This is a genomic window from Chryseobacterium nakagawai (genome assembly GCF_900637665.1).
Lineage (GTDB): Bacteria > Bacteroidota > Bacteroidia > Flavobacteriales > Weeksellaceae > Chryseobacterium > Chryseobacterium nakagawai.
On the sequence record NZ_LR134386.1, the window covers coordinates 2,791,617 to 2,807,135 of the forward strand.

Here is a 15,519-nt window from a genome sequence, read left to right on the forward strand (position 1 = left end):
TTACATAGTAAATGTAGTGATATTTTTAATACGAAATGTGAATTTAATGTTAAAATTAACAAGTTATCCACAATTTATTGTGGATAAGTATTGTGTGAATCCACAAATTGTTTTTTAAAACACAAAGAAATGTTTAGTATTACTGCTCATTCAGGTATTTCAGAACAAAATTATTCAATGTTTTTTTCTCTTCATTACTGCCTTTATTATCCATATGACTATGGTTGATGGAAGTGGGCTGAATGGTCATATGATATTTTTTCTGCTCTTCTTCCGTAGGTAAGACTCCTTCATCAGCAGGATAATCATTGGAACGCAATGAATAAATTTTAGGAATACTTGTTCTTGGAAGGAACATTCTTCTATTGTCCATCGCAATAATTTTATACACAAGATTAGGATGCTGATTTCCAAATAAAGCGACCATATCACCACCATTAGAGTGGCCGATCAAGGTAAGGTGTTTATAATCCAGATCCGGATTCGTTTTTTTAAGCTCATTCAATACATATAATATATTGTCGGAACCATTTTGCCAGAAAGGTCTTCTTACGATTTGTAGGTTTCCTTCTACTGGGAGGGGAGTATCTGTAGTTTGTTCATGTTGAATACTTACTGTAAAATACCCCTTTGAGGCCAACTTTTCTGTTAAATAAGAATATACAAAATAATCACCACCTTTATTAAAACCATATCCATGATTAAAGATAATCACCTGCTGATTCGGTATTTTCTTCTTAGTTTTAGGGATATAATAAGCAACAGGAATCTTACGGTTTCTGCTTGGGTCTAAGAAAGTGAGTGTATCCCGCTTCACTTCATATTCATTTTCAGAACTTATACTTTTCTTTACTGAACAATTTATAAGAAGGAAGAGAACAGGTAAAGGAGATATTATTTTTCCAAATTTCATGATAGAATGGCTTAATCACAAAAATCTGAATTTTTCCTGATATAATTGAATGGTTTTGAAGTCTTTTTTATGAATATAAACTTTAAAACATATAAAGAGCAGTAAAAACTGCTCTTTATTTTATCTGATAAATATTTTTAAGAATATACACACCCGCATCCTGTTTCCCATGGCATACAGTCGCGTTTAGGCTCATGACAGTTATCATCAGGATTACCTCCACCTGAAGATCTATAGCAGATTCCTCCGCTGCAATAATACGAACCTGAAACAGCAGGACACTTTCCTTCCACATCACAATCTGCATATGGAACATCTCCGCCACTTATCAATACAAGATGATTCCTTTTTAATTTCTTTAAATTTTTCATAGTATTTGATTTTTAATTTGTTAAATCATAAAATTATAAAATATATAATACTCAAACAAGTGATTTAATTGATTGTGAATTAATAGATAAATTTATTTTTATTTGAGATAACTGGAAATTGAGTATCTTTATTTCATTAAAATCTTATTCTAAATATCATCCGATATCAAGCATTATTCTAAAGCTTGAAAATAACAGGTCCAGAATTACTGAACCCAATACTTTATTATTTAAATCCAACCTGGTTGTGAATAAACAAACTACTCATGATTAGAATAGTTTGGATCATAACCATCATATTTAAAATAAGATCATTATGAAAACAAATACAATCGCCGTTATTGGCGGAACCGGAAAATCCGGAAAATATCTGGTACAAAACCTTCTTGAAAAAAGATATCCGATGAAGCTTTTATGGAGAAAGCCTGAAGACTTCAAAATGCAAGATCCTCTGATTGAAATAGTAAAAGGAGATGTGAGGGATGAAGAGGCTGTACATTCATTAATCGAAGGCTGCAATATTGTGATAAGTACATTAGGGCAGCCCAAAGAAGAAAAGTCAGTCTTTAGTGATGCTGCAAAAAATATCATCCGAACAATGAATCATTATGGAATCAAAAGATATATCGTAACCACTGGATTGAGCGTGAATACTTCAACGGATCAAAAAAATGACCGGGTGAAAATGGCTACCGAATGGATGTATCAGAATTATCCTGAAACCACTTCAGATAAGCAGAAAGAATATCGGCTGCTTTTAGAAAGTGATCTAGACTGGACTTTGGTACGCTTACCTCTGATTACTCTAACAGACAGAAGTTGTAACACTGAAATAAGCCTGATCGATTGTAAAGGTGAAAATATCAGTGCTGCCGATCTCGCAGAGTTTTTGGTTTCGCAAATTGAAGATTCTAATTACATTAGGGAAAGCCCATTTTTATATAATATTTAAATAGACCTTTAGGATAATAAAAAAACAGAGAGCTTAACGGCTCTCTGTTTGTATTTATTTCTCAAGCTTTTCCTTGATGTATTTTGCGGTATAAGACTTCTTATTTTTCGCCAGGTCCTCAGGAGTTCCGGCAAAAACTACCTCTCCACCATGTTTTCCAGCTCCTGGGCCAATATCAATAATATAGTCAGCACATTTGATAATGTCCGGCTGGTGCTCAATAACGATCACTGAGTGTCCAAGTTCAATCAGTGCCTGTAATGATTTCAAAAGCTTTTGGATATCATGGAAATGAAGCCCGGTAGAAGGTTCATCAAAGATAAATAAAGTTTTATCAGTAGTAACTCCCTTCACAAGGAATGAAGCCAGTTTTACACGTTGTGCTTCACCACCGGAAAGGGTAGAAGAGCTTTGTCCCAACTGTAAATACCCCAATCCAACTTCCTGTAAAGGTCTCAGCTTGGTTACAATTTTTTCTTCATTATTATCTTTAAAGAATTCCAATGCTTCATCTACCGTCATATGAAGAATATCAGAAATATTTTTCTCATCAAATTTTACTTCAAGGATCTCATTTTTGAATCGGGTTCCTTTACAAACTTCACATTCAAGCTCAATATCAGCCATAAACTGCATAGAAACATTGATAACTCCTTCACCTTTACATTCATCACATCTTCCGCCATCTACGTTGAAAGAGAAATGTTTTGGTTTATAACCCATCATTTTAGCAACCTTCTGCTTAGCAAAAAGGTCACGGATATCATCGTAGGCTTTCAGATAGGTTACCGGGTTTGATCTTGAGGATTTTCCAATAGGATTCTGGTCGATCAATTCAATATTTTTGATTAGCTTTTTGGGGAATTCTACAGAATCATAGTCTCCTTTTTTTCCTCCCATTCCCAGCTGAATCTGAATGTCGTTGGTAAGGATTTCCTTCATCAAAGTAGATTTTCCACTTCCGGAAACACCTGAAATAACGGTTAGACTTTCCAAAGGAACATCCACATCAATATTTTTAAGGTTATTCTGGCGGGCGCCTTTAATATGGATCCATTCTTTTGCTTTTCTGCGTTTCTTCGGAACTTCTATTTCAAGTCTTCCTGTAAGATATTCTGAGGTAAGCGTGTTGGCTTTTTTCAGATCCTTATAATCTCCTGCAAATACCAGTTCTCCACCAAGATAACCTGCTTCCGGGCCAATATCAATAATATAATCTGCTGCATGCATCACATCTTCATCGTGTTCTACTACAATTACTGTATTTCCCAAATCACGAAGATTTTTCAATACTTCAATAAGGTTTTCAGTATCCTTAGAATGTAATCCGATAGAAGGCTCATCCAATATATAAATGGAACCTACCAAAGAACTTCCTAAGCTTGTTGCCAGGTTAATTCTTTGACTTTCTCCTCCGGAAAGGGTATTTGAGGTTCTGTTTAAGGTTAAATATCCTAACCCTACTTTTAGTAAAAATTCCAGACGGGTTATGATTTCGTACAATAGACGTTTGGCAACTTCTTTATCGTGGTCAGATAATTTTAGACTGTTAATTAATGGCACGAGTTCATCCAACGGAAGTTCAATCATTGATTGAATATTGTATCCGTCTACTTTTACCCAGCTTGTTTCTTCACGGAGTCTTAATCCTTCACAAGTTGGGCAAAGGGTTTTTCCTCTGTAACGGGAAAGCATGACGCGGTACTGGATTTTATAAAGGTTTTCTTCAAGCATTTTGAAGAAATTATTAATACATGGAAAAGTACTTTTTCCATCACCTTTCCAAAGGAAATTTTTCTGCTCTTTGGTCAATTGATGATAAGGTTTATGAATAGGAAAGTCTCCTGCCTTTTTGATAAAGTCTTTTTTCCATTCGCTCATGGTTTCTCCTCGCCAGCAGGCTACAGCATCTTCATAGATGGAAAGTGTCTTATTAGGAACCACTAAATCTTCATCAATTCCAATTACTTTTCCATAGCCTTCGCATGCCGGACATGCTCCATACGGATTATTGAAGCTAAAAAAATGAACATTGGGTTCAAGAAACTCCATTCCATCCAATTCAAATTTATTGGAGAACTCTTTTACCTTTTCGGTGTCTGTATTTTTTAAAGAACAGTAGCCATGACCTTCATAAAAAGCCATCTGAATAGAGTCTGCCAATCGCTGTAAAAAGCTTTCATCTTCTTCATAAGAAAAACGGTCGATCACCAAATTGATCTTCATTCCTTTTTCCGGAGCAAATCCGAAGCTTTCAAGATCTTCAATTCCTGCCAGATTTCCGTTGATTTCAAGTCTTGTAAAACCGGCCAATTTTAAAACGTTCAGTGTTTCCTTGAAATTATCAGCATCATATTCCAATGGAGCGGTCAATAAAAAAGAAGTGTCTTTTTTAGAAGCCTTAATGAAGTCTACCACATCAGAAACCGAATCTTTTTTCACTTCTTCTCCTGAAACAGGAGAAAATGTCTTTCCAACCCTGGCAAATAAAAGCTTCATATAATCATAAATCTCCGTAGATGTTCCTACAGTAGAACGTGGATTGGATGAAATCACTTTTTGCTGGATAGCAATAGAAGGAGCAAGCCCTTTAATATCATCAATTTTAGGCTTTTCTAATTTTCCTAAGAACTGACGGGCATAAGAACTTAAACTTTCCACATACCTTCTCTGTCCTTCTGCATAAATGGTATCAAAAGCCAGAGATGATTTACCACTTCCTGATACTCCGGTAATAACAATGAGTTTGTTTTTCGGGATCAGAACATCTATATGTTTCAGATTGTTAAGATGGGCATTCTTAACGAATATCTGTTTTTTTATGTCTATTTCTGTAGTATTAGCCATATTTTGTTTATTCATAAAAACAACTGTACAGTGTTACAAGCTGTCAGTTTAATGGTGTTTTCCGGAATATTCCGGGATGTTATCAATTGAACTTTCAAACTGTTTCAAGATTCAGCTGACAGAGACAGCAATTTACAAAATGCTGCCAAAAATACAGTTGAAAAAGAATGTTCGCTCTGTAAAATTAAGACCCACAAAATTACGAATTTTTTAGCGAAAATTAATTGTTTCTCCTATCACTAAAATTGTATATAAAAAATAAAAAAGAAGGTGTTGACGAACAAATATTGCATTCCAAAAAGGGATAACAGAGATCAGTTTTGTGGAATTATATTCTAATTATCCCTTGTTTTTATTGAATTATAAAAGGTTTTTGAAGCTTTACTGTGTTTTTTTATTAGGGTATTGTTTTATATTTTAAAATTTTTTAAAATTGTATTCATAAATATGTAATGTAGAAATGGTAAAACTATTCAGAGATCTAGTTACACATTTAATGAGAAAAAGATAAAACTACTCCCTCAAAAAAACATAGACGCAGCATTCCGGCAGCGTCTTTTTTATGACAAGTATCATTTGCCTGTCTTCCTGAACTCCCTTACTTTTGAATCTTGTTAAAAGAAACTACGGAAACGATTATGATCAAAAAGATAGGAAGTGCTTTTTTTCTGGGATCTCTGCTTTGGGTACAAGCTCAGGAAAAAACTACAGATATTGAAAACATTGAATTTCAGGGGAAATTTATCTCTACACCTTACAAAAGTGCCAACCAGAATATTACGGTCATCACCAAAGAAGATATTGCTAATGCCCCATCCAAAAGTATTGATGAAATTCTTCAGCAGGTTCCGGGTATGGATATCAGGAGGAGAGGATCTAATGGAGTTCAGAGTGATATCAGTTTCCGTGGAAGTTCCTTTGAGCAGGTTTTGTTATTATTGAACGGAGTTAGAATTAATGATTCCCAAACAGGACACAATTCCATGAACATTCCGGTAGATCTGGAAGATGTGGAAAAAATTGAGATTATAAAAGGTCCTGCTGCTAGGCGTTTTGGACAAAATGCTTACGCTGGGGTTATTAATGTGATTACCAAACCGGGAATAGGAAAGAAAGTTAAAATCAGTGCAGAAGGTGGTGATTATAGTTCTTATAGGTTAGGCTTTAATGCTCAGATGGGAAATGAAAAGTTTTCCAATACCCTTCAAGCTAATTCTTCCGGATCACAAGGATATATGTATAATACTGACTACGAAATCAGAAATGTATTCTATCAGGGAAAGCTGAATATTAAGAATGGTGATCTGAGACTTCAGGCTGGTTTTTCAGAAAAGAAATTCGGTGCTAATGGATTTTATGCTTCTAAATCTGCTGTGGATCAATATGAAGAAATGCAGGCTTCCATTGTAAGCGTTGCCCATCAGCAGACTTTCGGTAAATTAAAGATTAATTCTAATGTATATTGGAGAAGAGGGCAGGATATGTACCTTTACAAAAGACAAGACCCTTCTTTTTACAGAAATATGCATATTGGGAATAATGTTGGAGGTGAAGTAAACTCCAGTTATCAATGGGGATTAGGAACTACCGGAGTGGGTGTGGAACTGAGAAAAGAGTTTTTGGTAAGCAGCAATTTAGGGAATCCTAATCGTTTTGTTTCCCAGGTTTTCTTTGAACATCATTTCTCATTATTCGATAAAAAATTAAACATCAGTCCTGGAATTTCTTGGGCCAACTATTCTAAAGAAGGTAATTTTTTCTATCCTGGATTGGATGTAGGATATAATTTCAATCCTAACAGTAAAGTCTATGGAAATATTGCCAAAGTACACCGTATTCCTACTTTTACCGATCTTTATTATATAAGTCCGCAAGAGCGTGGTAACCCAAATTTGCTACCTGAAAATGGAATTTCATCTGAAGTGGGCTACCAATATCAGGATCAAAAGATTTTAGCCAAAATTAGTGGGTTTTTAAGAGATTCAAAAAATTCTATTGACTGGGTTAAAAAAGATATCAATGATAAAACATGGGTTGCAGATAATGTAGGAAACATCAAAATCAAAGGAATAGAAACTGAAATAAACTATAAAATGAACAATTGGCTGAAGCTGATGGCAGGGTATACCTATATTGATGGCAAGTTTCAGAACTCCAATGAGTTGGTTTCAATATATGTTATGGATAATCTGAGACACCAGTTCATTAGTAAAATGGAAACAAAATTTCTAGGTGCTTTCACAAATGAATTGGTTTACAGGTACAATCAAAGGATGAACCTGGGAAGCTATCAGCTATTGGATGAGAAATTAAGCTTTAGCAAAAGAGACTATTCGGTATATGTTCTAGTGAATAATATTACCAATACAAAATACACGGAAGCATTTGGAGTAGAGATGCCACAAAGATGGTTTCATATAGGCTTTTCTTACACAATTAACATGAAGTGAGCGTTAAATCAATATTAATTAAAGTTAATATTAACAAATTGTTAAAAAAATTACATTTGCAAAAATTTTTTATGAAACGTTTTCTAGGTTTAGGTCTACTTCTTAGTCTATCTTTAATCAAAGCTCAGGAACATATCTCCAGCTTTAATGCAGTGACTCTAACCTATAAATTTCATCCTAAATTTTTCATCTATGGAGAAGGGCAGTTGAGAGGTAATGAAGATTATACCTATCCTGATTATTATGAAATAAAAGGGGGATTAGGATATAATCTTACCAAGAATCATAAACCTTTTGTAGGACTTGGAAGATATGTTAATTATAAGGACCATAAATTAAGTAGAGAAGAATTCAGAGTATGGCTTCAGGATATCATTGATATTAAAAAAGGTATTGTGAAGTTTGAAAACCGTTTCCGTGCTGAAAAGAGTTGGTTTTATGAGCCGCAAACTGATCAGACTTCTCAAAGAATGCGTTACCGTTACCGTCTGAATGTAAGTGTTCCTTTAAACTCTAAAACGATCAAAAAAGGAACTGTTTTTGCCAATGCTTATGATGAAATTTTCTTGGTATCCCCAATGAAGCCCACTTTTGCCAGAAACAGGGTGTATGGTGGCTTTGGCTATCAGATTGATGATTATTTTGGAATTTTGAGCGGATACCTTTGGCAACGTGAATTTGAAGCAAAAGGAAATAAGAATTTACATTTCATCTACTTGGCATTGAATATCAACATTGATGGTACAGATCACGAGGTGAAAACATATGATTTCCCAGGGGCAGATTAAGAGACTCTGTCTAAATCTGACTGTAAATTTAAAAGTTCCTGTTTTGTATTAAGGTAATAAGTAGTTAAAAGACCCTGATATTTTTCAATCAATAAGGATACTGAATCTACCTCATTCTGAAGATATCGATCATTATTGAAATAAATATATTCAGTATTTACAAACTGCTGAAGAAGATTATTTTCTTCATCCGTCAGGAATTCTTTGTAAGCAGAATTTTCCAAAAGGTTTCTGATCTTTTGTTTAAACGGTTTTTCTGCCTTCAAAAGCTTTGCTCTGTGTTTACGAATTTCTTCAAAAGGTAAAGTAACCGCCATGAATTGTAAGTATCCAATAAATTCATTAAGGTTTTCTTGAAATTCATCAAATTCTTTGTCTATTGCTGACATTTTTTTGTATTGACGTATTAAATCCATTCGCTGTTCATCAGTGCATATATGATAATAATACTGGAAAATGGATTTGTCGTTTGTATCAAGCTCAGCAGTTACCTGGGTAAGTTCTTTTTCAAGTTGTGGGATAATGTTTCCAGCATCTTTTGCTTTGTGTAAGGTACCGTTATATCTGAACGTTTTTATTTCTTTTGGTTGAGAAACTAAATATTTTAAAGTTTGAAGATCTTGTTCTATCCCTGCTTTTTCATACACAAGAGAAACTTTTTTATCACTGAAAAGATCAGATCCATGCTGAAGCTTGGAATTTGGAATAATAGCTTCAATATTTTCTAAAATAGGGGTGTGCCTTTCATAATAACCATTAAAACAAGAAATAAGAAGTTGATAATTATTGTTTTCCAAATAAAGCGAGGTAAAAGTTTCGTCTTCAATAACTTCTCCAACATTTTTAATATTTAATAATGTGAGATACTTTGAAGTTAAAGTTTCGCATATATTTTCATAACCTTTTATTATTTCTCCCGCAGGTCTGTGATCTCTGCTTGTGTTTTCGGATTCGTTCCCTTTAATCCTTTTGACTCTCTTGGCAATATCGGGATGAGATGCCCATTGGTCTTCAATCTCAATTCTGGATTTGTTATATCGGGTCAAATCTTCCAAATCTATTTGTGGAAGTCCGTTTACATAAGGATGATTATTTCTTTCACTGAAAATTTTCATTAAAGAAACCTGATTTTTGTAAATATTTTTAGGAAGATATTTCTGATTGCTTTCAATATAGAAATTGAGCGTATAAGTAAGAGCAGCATCACTCAATTCCAATCTCAATAACGATGAAATCTGCTCCTCAGGATTTGTTATGAACGTTGAGATTGCATCGGCATGATATTCCATTTCTCTTTGAAGCGAAGCGTGATTTTTAAAAAGAAAATTTGAAATACTTTTAAGAATATATTGAAATGCACTGATGAAACTCACTGAGATGAGACCGAAAATTTTAAAAAATACATTGCCTCCTGAAAACGCTATAATGAAATTTTCATAATCTTTATTATTATAAACGGTTTCAAAAATGATTTTTTCGGCCTGATTCACATAACCACCTACTTTCATACTTCTTTGAGAAAAATGCCCAAACTCATGAGCAAGAACCGTTCTCAATTCTCCGGCACTTGTTGAATTAATAAGTCCCATGCCTATAGTAAGGTTTTTCTTTACGGGTAGAAACATACTCCAGAAAATAGAATTATAGCTTACACTGGCATTTACCTCCGGCGAAAGAAAAACTTTCTTGGGAGCCTGAACTTTTGTTTTCATTACAATTTCGTCAATCATATTAAAAAGTTCGGGTTGATGGGAGCGTGTTACTTCTATCAGATGACGTGTACTGTAATTATTTTTTCTGAAAATAAATCGGATAAGAAAGATAAATACAAAAACACCTATACTAAATAATCCTACTGCACCAAAAATAGTAAAATAATTAACTTTAATACTCAATAGCTGGATGGCACCATAACCTAATAGGAAAACCATTAGGAGAGAGGTTAGGATAAGTATTAAATATATCAGAAAAAAAACTGAAACTGATATAATAGCAGAAGTCAGCTTAGATTGATAAGCAGTTGAAATTTTGGGCAGGTTATTAGTCATTTGTGTGTTTTTTATTAATATTTCTCTATAAGATAACGATAGGCTTTAAGATATTTATTAAACCTTTTAATGTCTTTAGGAGTAAGTTCTCGGTTTACTCTTCTAAGATCCATATTATCACGAAGATCATTAATTTTTACTGCGACCGCAAGAAGGGATCTTTCTGTTCTTTTAATGAATTCATCATAGTCTTCTTCCGGATCGAATTTGGTAAGGCAGCTGATGGCGAAAATAATGTATTCGGGAAATCCTTCTGCTCTTAAATAATCAAGGCTGAATTCCAATGGATGATCTTCTACAACATCATGCAGCACACCAACGATTTTTTCATCAATTGTTTTACCATATTCCATGACACGCATAACGTGGGCAATATAAGGAGCGTGGTATTTATCAGTTTGTCCTTTATGAGCCTTATCGGCAATCTTTATAGCTTTATTGAGTAATTCTTCTTTTGTCATTTTTCTATGAAAATAGAGTACAAAAATAAAAAATGCCTTAAAAATATAAGACATTTTTGTGAAGATTATTTCGTAATAATCTAGAAATTTGTTTCATCCTCTACAGGAGCATTGGGAGCATTGTTTTTTACAGATTCTATTCCGTTTTCCATGCCGTTATCAGATTCATACATTTGGCTGGTTCCGATGATTTGTCCGTTTCCGGCTTTAAGGTTAAAATAACATCTGCCATCCCTGGCAGTATTTCTTTCAAATTTGGCATCTTCCTGAGAATTGATCTTTATAGAATTGATTCCGCTCTCACAGGACGGTTTTGTGCTGTATCCCTGGCTTGTTAAAATTACCTGACCGTTTCCTGCCTTCAGATTAAATTGAAAATCACCATTGGTTCTTTTAGAAATAATAAATTTTCCCATAAGTTCGTATTTTGAGTTAGTGGCTTTAGTTATACTAAATTTAGTAAAAAATATTGAAATCTAAAATTCTATAAAGTTGAAATGAACATACTATTAATATTTGGATTAAAGAAAAAACGCCCCAAAATGGGACGTTTTGAAATCAAATTTATGTTATAAAGACTAATAAGTTCCTTTTTCAATATAGTGAGCAGCCACCTTCTCAGTTAATGCTACTACATTTGGATGATTAGTATACTTAGTGAATCTTCTTAATCCTGAAAGCATCATTCTCTGCTCATCTCCTTCAGCGAAAGAAATGATTCCTTCCTTAGCAGCTACGATGATCTTTTCAACAGCTTTGTAAAGGTTCAATTGAGCCATGGCTGCTTCTACAGAGTCAGGAGAGAAGTGTTTCTCAGCTCTTAATACTGCAGATTCTGCCATATAGATCTGGTTAAGGATCTCAGAAGCATTCAATAATAAGTGTTGTTGCTTTTCAATATCCATCATGTATTTTTGAAGAGCTGCTCCGGAAACCATTAGGAATACTTTCTTAAGATTAGCGATAATAGCTTTCTCTTCACTCATGAATTCTGAATAATCAGGAACTTCAAATGAAGGAATACCCATCAATTCTTTGCTGATAGCCATTGCAGGAGATAAAAGGTCTAATTCACCTTTCATCGCTCTTTTAATAAGCATTCCTACTGCTAATAATCTGTTGATTTCGTTCGTTCCTTCATAGATTCTTCCAATTCTCGCATCTCTCCAGGCAGATTCCATTGGAGTATCTTCAGAGAATCCCATTCCACCATAAATCTGAATTCCTTCATCGGCAGTATTTTGGGTAAGATCAGATACAAAAACTTTAAGGATAGAAGCTTCTACTGCAAATTCTTCAACCCCTTTTAATTCAGCTTGCTGATGATCCATTCCTCCGGAAACTAATTCTTCGATTTTATCTTCAACATTTTTTGCTAAACGGTATGAACCTGCTTCACTTACGAAAACTCCGGTTGACATTTCAGCAAGCTTCTTTCTGATCGCTCCGAAAGTAGAGATCGAAACTCCGAATTGTTTTCTTTCATTTGAATATTGAATAGAGTGGTTTAAAATTCTTCTTTGTCCGTCAAGATTTGCTGCAGCCAATTTAATTCTACCAACATTTAATGCATTCAAAGCGATTTTAAAACCATTATTTCTTTCACCCAACATATTTTCTACAGGAACTTTCATATCATTGAAGAAAACCTGGCGGGTAGAAGAGGAACGAATCCCTAATTTATGCTCTTCTTCTCCAAAAGTTAAGCTTTCAGGGTTTTCCAGTTCAGAACGGTTGATGACGAACCCGGTGATGTTTTTATCATCATCAATTTTAGCAAACAGAGTGAAAGTATCAGCAAAACCTGCATTGGAAATCCACATTTTTTGACCGTTGATGATATAATGTTTTCCATCATCTGACAATTTTGCTCTGGTTTTTCCTGAATTGGCATCAGAACCCGCATCCGGTTCAGTCAAACAATAAGCACCAAATTTTGTTCCGTTCGCTAAATCCGGAAGATATTTCTTTTTTAATTCCTCAGTTCCGTAAAGGAGAGTAGGAAGTGTTCCTATTCCTGTATGCGCTCCATAAGCTGTTGCTAATGATCCATTTCCACCTGAAACGTAATCACAAGCCAACATTGTACTCACAAATCCCATTCCAAGACCTCCATATTCTTCAGGGACAGTAATTCCCAAAAGTCCCATTTCTCCTAATTGACGCATTTTCTCTTCAGTCAATGCATAATCCTTTTTCTCAAAACGATCATGTTGTGGAACAACTTCTCTATCTATAAATTCTTTCGCAGAATCGCGAAGCATTTTTTGTTCTTCACTCAGTTCTTCAAGACTGAAAATTTCATTTGCAGGAATTTCCTTGATCAGGAATTCACCTCCTTTTAATGTAGCCATATATTATTTTATTTTTTATTTTTTTGAGACTTTTAGATAATAGACGTATAGATGATAGATGTTGAATCTTGTCTATTATCTCTCTGTCTATTATTGATCTATTCTCTTAATTAATCTTTATTTAAAGTATTCTGAAACACCATTGTTGCTTTTTGAAATTCCTCAATTTTAAGTTCAAAGATTTCCCCTTTTTCGTCAGATAAATATTTTCTGTGATTGGCTAACAATATTTGTGTTTGTAATTCAAATGATGAGCCTAAAGAAATATCCAGAAAATGACTAAAAGACTTATTCGTTCTGCTTGAACCTTCAGCTATATTGGATGGAATTGAAATTGCACATCTGTCCATTTGACTTTTCAAACCATATTTTTCATAAGTTGGAAAAGTATCGGTAAGATCTAATGCATTTTTTGATAATTCTAAAGCCAGTTGCCAAATTTTAAGCTTCTTGAAATTATGTCTTTTAAAATCACTCATGTTTGCTTCTTTGGTTTTTGAGACTTTTAGTAAATAGACAGATGATAGATGTTGAACTATGTTTATTATCTCTCCGTCTATTATCTATTTGTCTATAGTAGTTCAAAAATTGAAGCCGCTCCTTGTCCGGTTCCCACACACATAGAAACCATTCCGTATTTGTTCCCACGTCTTCTCATTTCGTCAAGAAGTTGTACGGTCAATTTTGTTCCTGTACATCCAAGTGGGTGACCAAGAGCGATTGCTCCTCCGTTTACGTTTAAGATATCAGGATTTAAACCTAGCTCTTTTTTGATCGCCACTGATTGTGATGCAAATGCTTCGTTTAATTCGATTAATTCAATATCTTTTAATTCAAGACCAGCTTGTTTCAATGCTTTTGGAATAGCATAGATAGGCCCCATTCCCATAATTCTTGGCTCAAGACCTGCTGCTGCATAAGCTACTAATCTTGCTTCCGGCTCAAGACCTAATTCTTTTACCATTTCCTCGCTCATTACCATGACAAAAGCAGCACCATCACTCATCTGAGAAGAGTTTCCGGCAGTTACGCTCCCTCCGTTAGCGAAAACAGGTCTAAGTTTCGCTAAACCTGCTAGAGAAGTATCAGCTCTTGGACCTTCATCTACCGAGAAATCAAATTTCTTCGTCTGAATCTTCTGATTTTCATCAAGGAAATTATATTCTACAGGGATCGGAACAATCTGGTTGGCAAATTTTCCCTCCTGGTTAGCTTTTAAAGCCTTCATATGAGATTCAAATGCAAACTGATCTTGTTCTTCTCTGCTAATATTGTACTGTTTTGCTACTTCTTCAGCAGTGTAACCCATTCCCCAATAATAATCAGGGTTTGTTTTAGCGATATCCGTTTCTGGAACCGGTTTGTAACCACCCATCGGGATATAAGACATAGATTCTGTACCTCCTGCAATGATACAATCTGCCATTCCAGCCTGTATCTTTGCAGAAGCAATTGCAATAGCCTCACTTCCTGAAGCACAGTATCTGTTTACGGTTACTCCCGGAACTTTATCTGTATTTAGACCCATCAGAGATATCAAACGGGCTACGTTTAATCCTTGCTCTGCCTCAGGCATTGCATTTCCTACAATAAGGTCATCAATTCTGTTTTTATCTAATTGTGGAAGCTCAGCCATTAACTTTTCAATAACTGTTGCTGCCATTACGTCAGGACGTGTAAAGCGTAGGGAACCTTTTGGCGCTTTTCCTACTGCTGATCTAAATCCTTTTACGATGTATGCTGTTTTCATTTTTGTTTAATTAAATTGTTTTTGAAAGATTTTTGCCTCGTAGAGGTAAACTGTTTATAGTTATATTGTTTTGCAATTTGTGGAGCTCCGTAGGAGCGACCTGTTAATCTTCAGTCCATTCAAATAAATATTTTGGATCATATTCAATTTCAAATTTTGACATAAAATCCAAATATTCTTCTCTAAAAGTTTTCTTTTTATGATGATCCTCCTGATTTAAAATATATTTTACAACCGAATCAACACTACTTTTAGAATAAGAAAAAGCTCCGTATCCTTCCTGCCAATTGAACTTTCCATTCATCCATCTTTTTTCATTGATGAATTTTGAAGATCCTGCTTTAATATCTCTTACTAAATCTGAAACTGACATTGTCGGATTCATACTTACAAGTACATGAACATGGTCAGGCATTGCAAAAACTGCAAATAATTTTTGATTTCTATTAGATACAATACCTGTAATTAATTTATGTAATTCTTCTCTGTTTTCTTTTGAGATCAGGTTTTGTCTTCCTTTTACTGCAAAGACAATTTGAATATAAATCTGTGTATAAGTATTGGCCATAAAAACTAACAGGTCGC

At 34.4% G+C, this 15,519-nt stretch carries 13 protein-coding genes; 3 read left to right on the forward strand and 10 right to left on the reverse strand.

All coding sequences use genetic code 11. The annotated features are described in order from the left end of the window. Positions 1-139: 139 nt before the first annotated feature. A complete protein-coding gene (locus EL260_RS12625; protein WP_123855692.1) occupies positions 140-913 on the reverse strand; it encodes an alpha/beta hydrolase family protein in 774 nt (257 codons plus the stop codon). 137 nt (positions 914-1,050) lie between these two features. Beyond that, positions 1,051-1,284: a hypothetical protein gene (locus EL260_RS12630; RefSeq protein WP_123855693.1), complete on the reverse strand. Its 234-nt coding sequence runs from the start codon at positions 1,282-1,284 to the stop codon at positions 1,051-1,053. A 316-nt stretch (positions 1,285-1,600) separates the two neighbouring features. Between EL260_RS12630 and EL260_RS12635 the strand changes: the two genes are divergently transcribed. Continuing rightward, on the forward strand, positions 1,601-2,236 hold the full coding sequence (locus tag EL260_RS12635) for an NAD(P)-dependent oxidoreductase (protein WP_123855694.1): 636 nt from the start codon (positions 1,601-1,603) through the stop codon (positions 2,234-2,236). Positions 2,237-2,290: 54 nt separating this feature from the next. Here the strand turns inward: EL260_RS12635 and uvrA are convergent, their stop codons facing one another. After that, positions 2,291-5,083 (reverse strand): excinuclease ABC subunit UvrA, encoded by a 2,793-nt coding sequence (gene uvrA / locus EL260_RS12640; RefSeq protein WP_123860526.1) that lies wholly within the window; start codon positions 5,081-5,083, stop codon positions 2,291-2,293. A gap of 638 nt (positions 5,084-5,721) precedes the next feature. Here uvrA and EL260_RS12645 point away from each other — a divergent pair. Further along, complete coding sequence (locus tag EL260_RS12645; protein WP_123855695.1) at positions 5,722-7,533, forward strand: TonB-dependent receptor plug domain-containing protein; 1,812 nt, start codon at positions 5,722-5,724, stop codon at positions 7,531-7,533. Positions 7,534-7,604: 71 nt separating this feature from the next. Then, entirely contained in the window at positions 7,605-8,321 is a 717-nt protein-coding gene (locus EL260_RS12650; protein WP_123855696.1) for a DUF2490 domain-containing protein, read from the forward strand. Here EL260_RS12650 and EL260_RS12655 read toward each other — a convergent pair. The 7 genes from EL260_RS12655 to tnpA form a co-directional block, all read right to left on the reverse strand. Beyond that, positions 8,318-10,252 (reverse strand): M48 family metalloprotease, encoded by a 1,935-nt coding sequence (locus EL260_RS12655; protein WP_228445442.1) that lies wholly within the window; start codon positions 10,250-10,252, stop codon positions 8,318-8,320. The genes EL260_RS12650 and EL260_RS12655 overlap by 4 nt on opposite strands. Positions 10,253-10,383: 131 nt before the next feature. Then, on the reverse strand, positions 10,384-10,830 hold the full coding sequence (locus tag EL260_RS12660) for a phosphohydrolase (RefSeq protein WP_123855698.1): 447 nt from the start codon (positions 10,828-10,830) through the stop codon (positions 10,384-10,386). 80 nt (positions 10,831-10,910) lie between these two features. After that, positions 10,911-11,246, reverse strand: a complete 336-nt coding sequence (locus tag EL260_RS12665; RefSeq protein ID WP_123855699.1) for a YegP family protein — start codon at positions 11,244-11,246, stop codon at positions 10,911-10,913. A 162-nt stretch (positions 11,247-11,408) separates the two neighbouring features. Beyond that, a complete protein-coding gene (locus tag EL260_RS12670) occupies positions 11,409-13,184 on the reverse strand; it encodes an acyl-CoA dehydrogenase family protein (protein ID WP_123855700.1) in 1,776 nt (591 codons plus the stop codon). 110 nt (positions 13,185-13,294) lie between these two features. After that, complete coding sequence (locus EL260_RS12675; protein WP_123855701.1) at positions 13,295-13,663, reverse strand: four helix bundle protein; 369 nt, start codon at positions 13,661-13,663, stop codon at positions 13,295-13,297. Positions 13,664-13,755: 92 nt separating this feature from the next. After that, complete coding sequence (locus EL260_RS12680) at positions 13,756-14,934, reverse strand: acetyl-CoA C-acyltransferase (protein WP_123855702.1); 1,179 nt, start codon at positions 14,932-14,934, stop codon at positions 13,756-13,758. Positions 14,935-15,037: 103 nt separating this feature from the next. Then, on the reverse strand, positions 15,038-15,502 hold the full coding sequence (gene tnpA, locus EL260_RS12685) for an IS200/IS605 family transposase (RefSeq protein ID WP_123855703.1): 465 nt from the start codon (positions 15,500-15,502) through the stop codon (positions 15,038-15,040). Positions 15,503-15,519 lie beyond the last annotated feature (17 nt).

Excerpts from the sequence above, each read along its gene's own strand:
- EL260_RS12625 (WP_123855692.1), bottom strand. The coding sequence starts at position 913 with ATGAAATTTGGAAAAATAATATCTCCTTTACCTGTTCTCTTCCTTCTT.
- EL260_RS12630 (WP_123855693.1), bottom strand. The coding sequence starts at position 1,284 with ATGAAAAATTTAAAGAAATTAAAAAGGAATCATCTTGTATTGATAAGT.
- EL260_RS12635 (WP_123855694.1), top strand. The coding sequence starts at position 1,601 with ATGAAAACAAATACAATCGCCGTTATTGGCGGAACCGGAAAATCCGGA.
- uvrA (WP_123860526.1), bottom strand. The coding sequence starts at position 5,083 with ATGGCTAATACTACAGAAATAGACATAAAAAAACAGATATTCGTTAAG.
- EL260_RS12645 (WP_123855695.1), top strand. The coding sequence starts at position 5,722 with ATGATCAAAAAGATAGGAAGTGCTTTTTTTCTGGGATCTCTGCTTTGG.
- EL260_RS12650 (WP_123855696.1), top strand. The coding sequence starts at position 7,605 with ATGAAACGTTTTCTAGGTTTAGGTCTACTTCTTAGTCTATCTTTAATC.
- EL260_RS12655 (WP_228445442.1), bottom strand. The coding sequence starts at position 10,252 with ATGGTTTTCCTATTAGGTTATGGTGCCATCCAGCTATTGAGTATTAAA.
- EL260_RS12660 (WP_123855698.1), bottom strand. The coding sequence starts at position 10,830 with ATGACAAAAGAAGAATTACTCAATAAAGCTATAAAGATTGCCGATAAG.
- EL260_RS12665 (WP_123855699.1), bottom strand. The coding sequence starts at position 11,246 with ATGGGAAAATTTATTATTTCTAAAAGAACCAATGGTGATTTTCAATTT.
- EL260_RS12670 (WP_123855700.1), bottom strand. The coding sequence starts at position 13,184 with ATGGCTACATTAAAAGGAGGTGAATTCCTGATCAAGGAAATTCCTGCA.
- EL260_RS12675 (WP_123855701.1), bottom strand. The coding sequence starts at position 13,663 with ATGAGTGATTTTAAAAGACATAATTTCAAGAAGCTTAAAATTTGGCAA.
- EL260_RS12680 (WP_123855702.1), bottom strand. The coding sequence starts at position 14,934 with ATGAAAACAGCATACATCGTAAAAGGATTTAGATCAGCAGTAGGAAAA.
- tnpA (WP_123855703.1), bottom strand. The coding sequence starts at position 15,502 with ATGGCCAATACTTATACACAGATTTATATTCAAATTGTCTTTGCAGTA.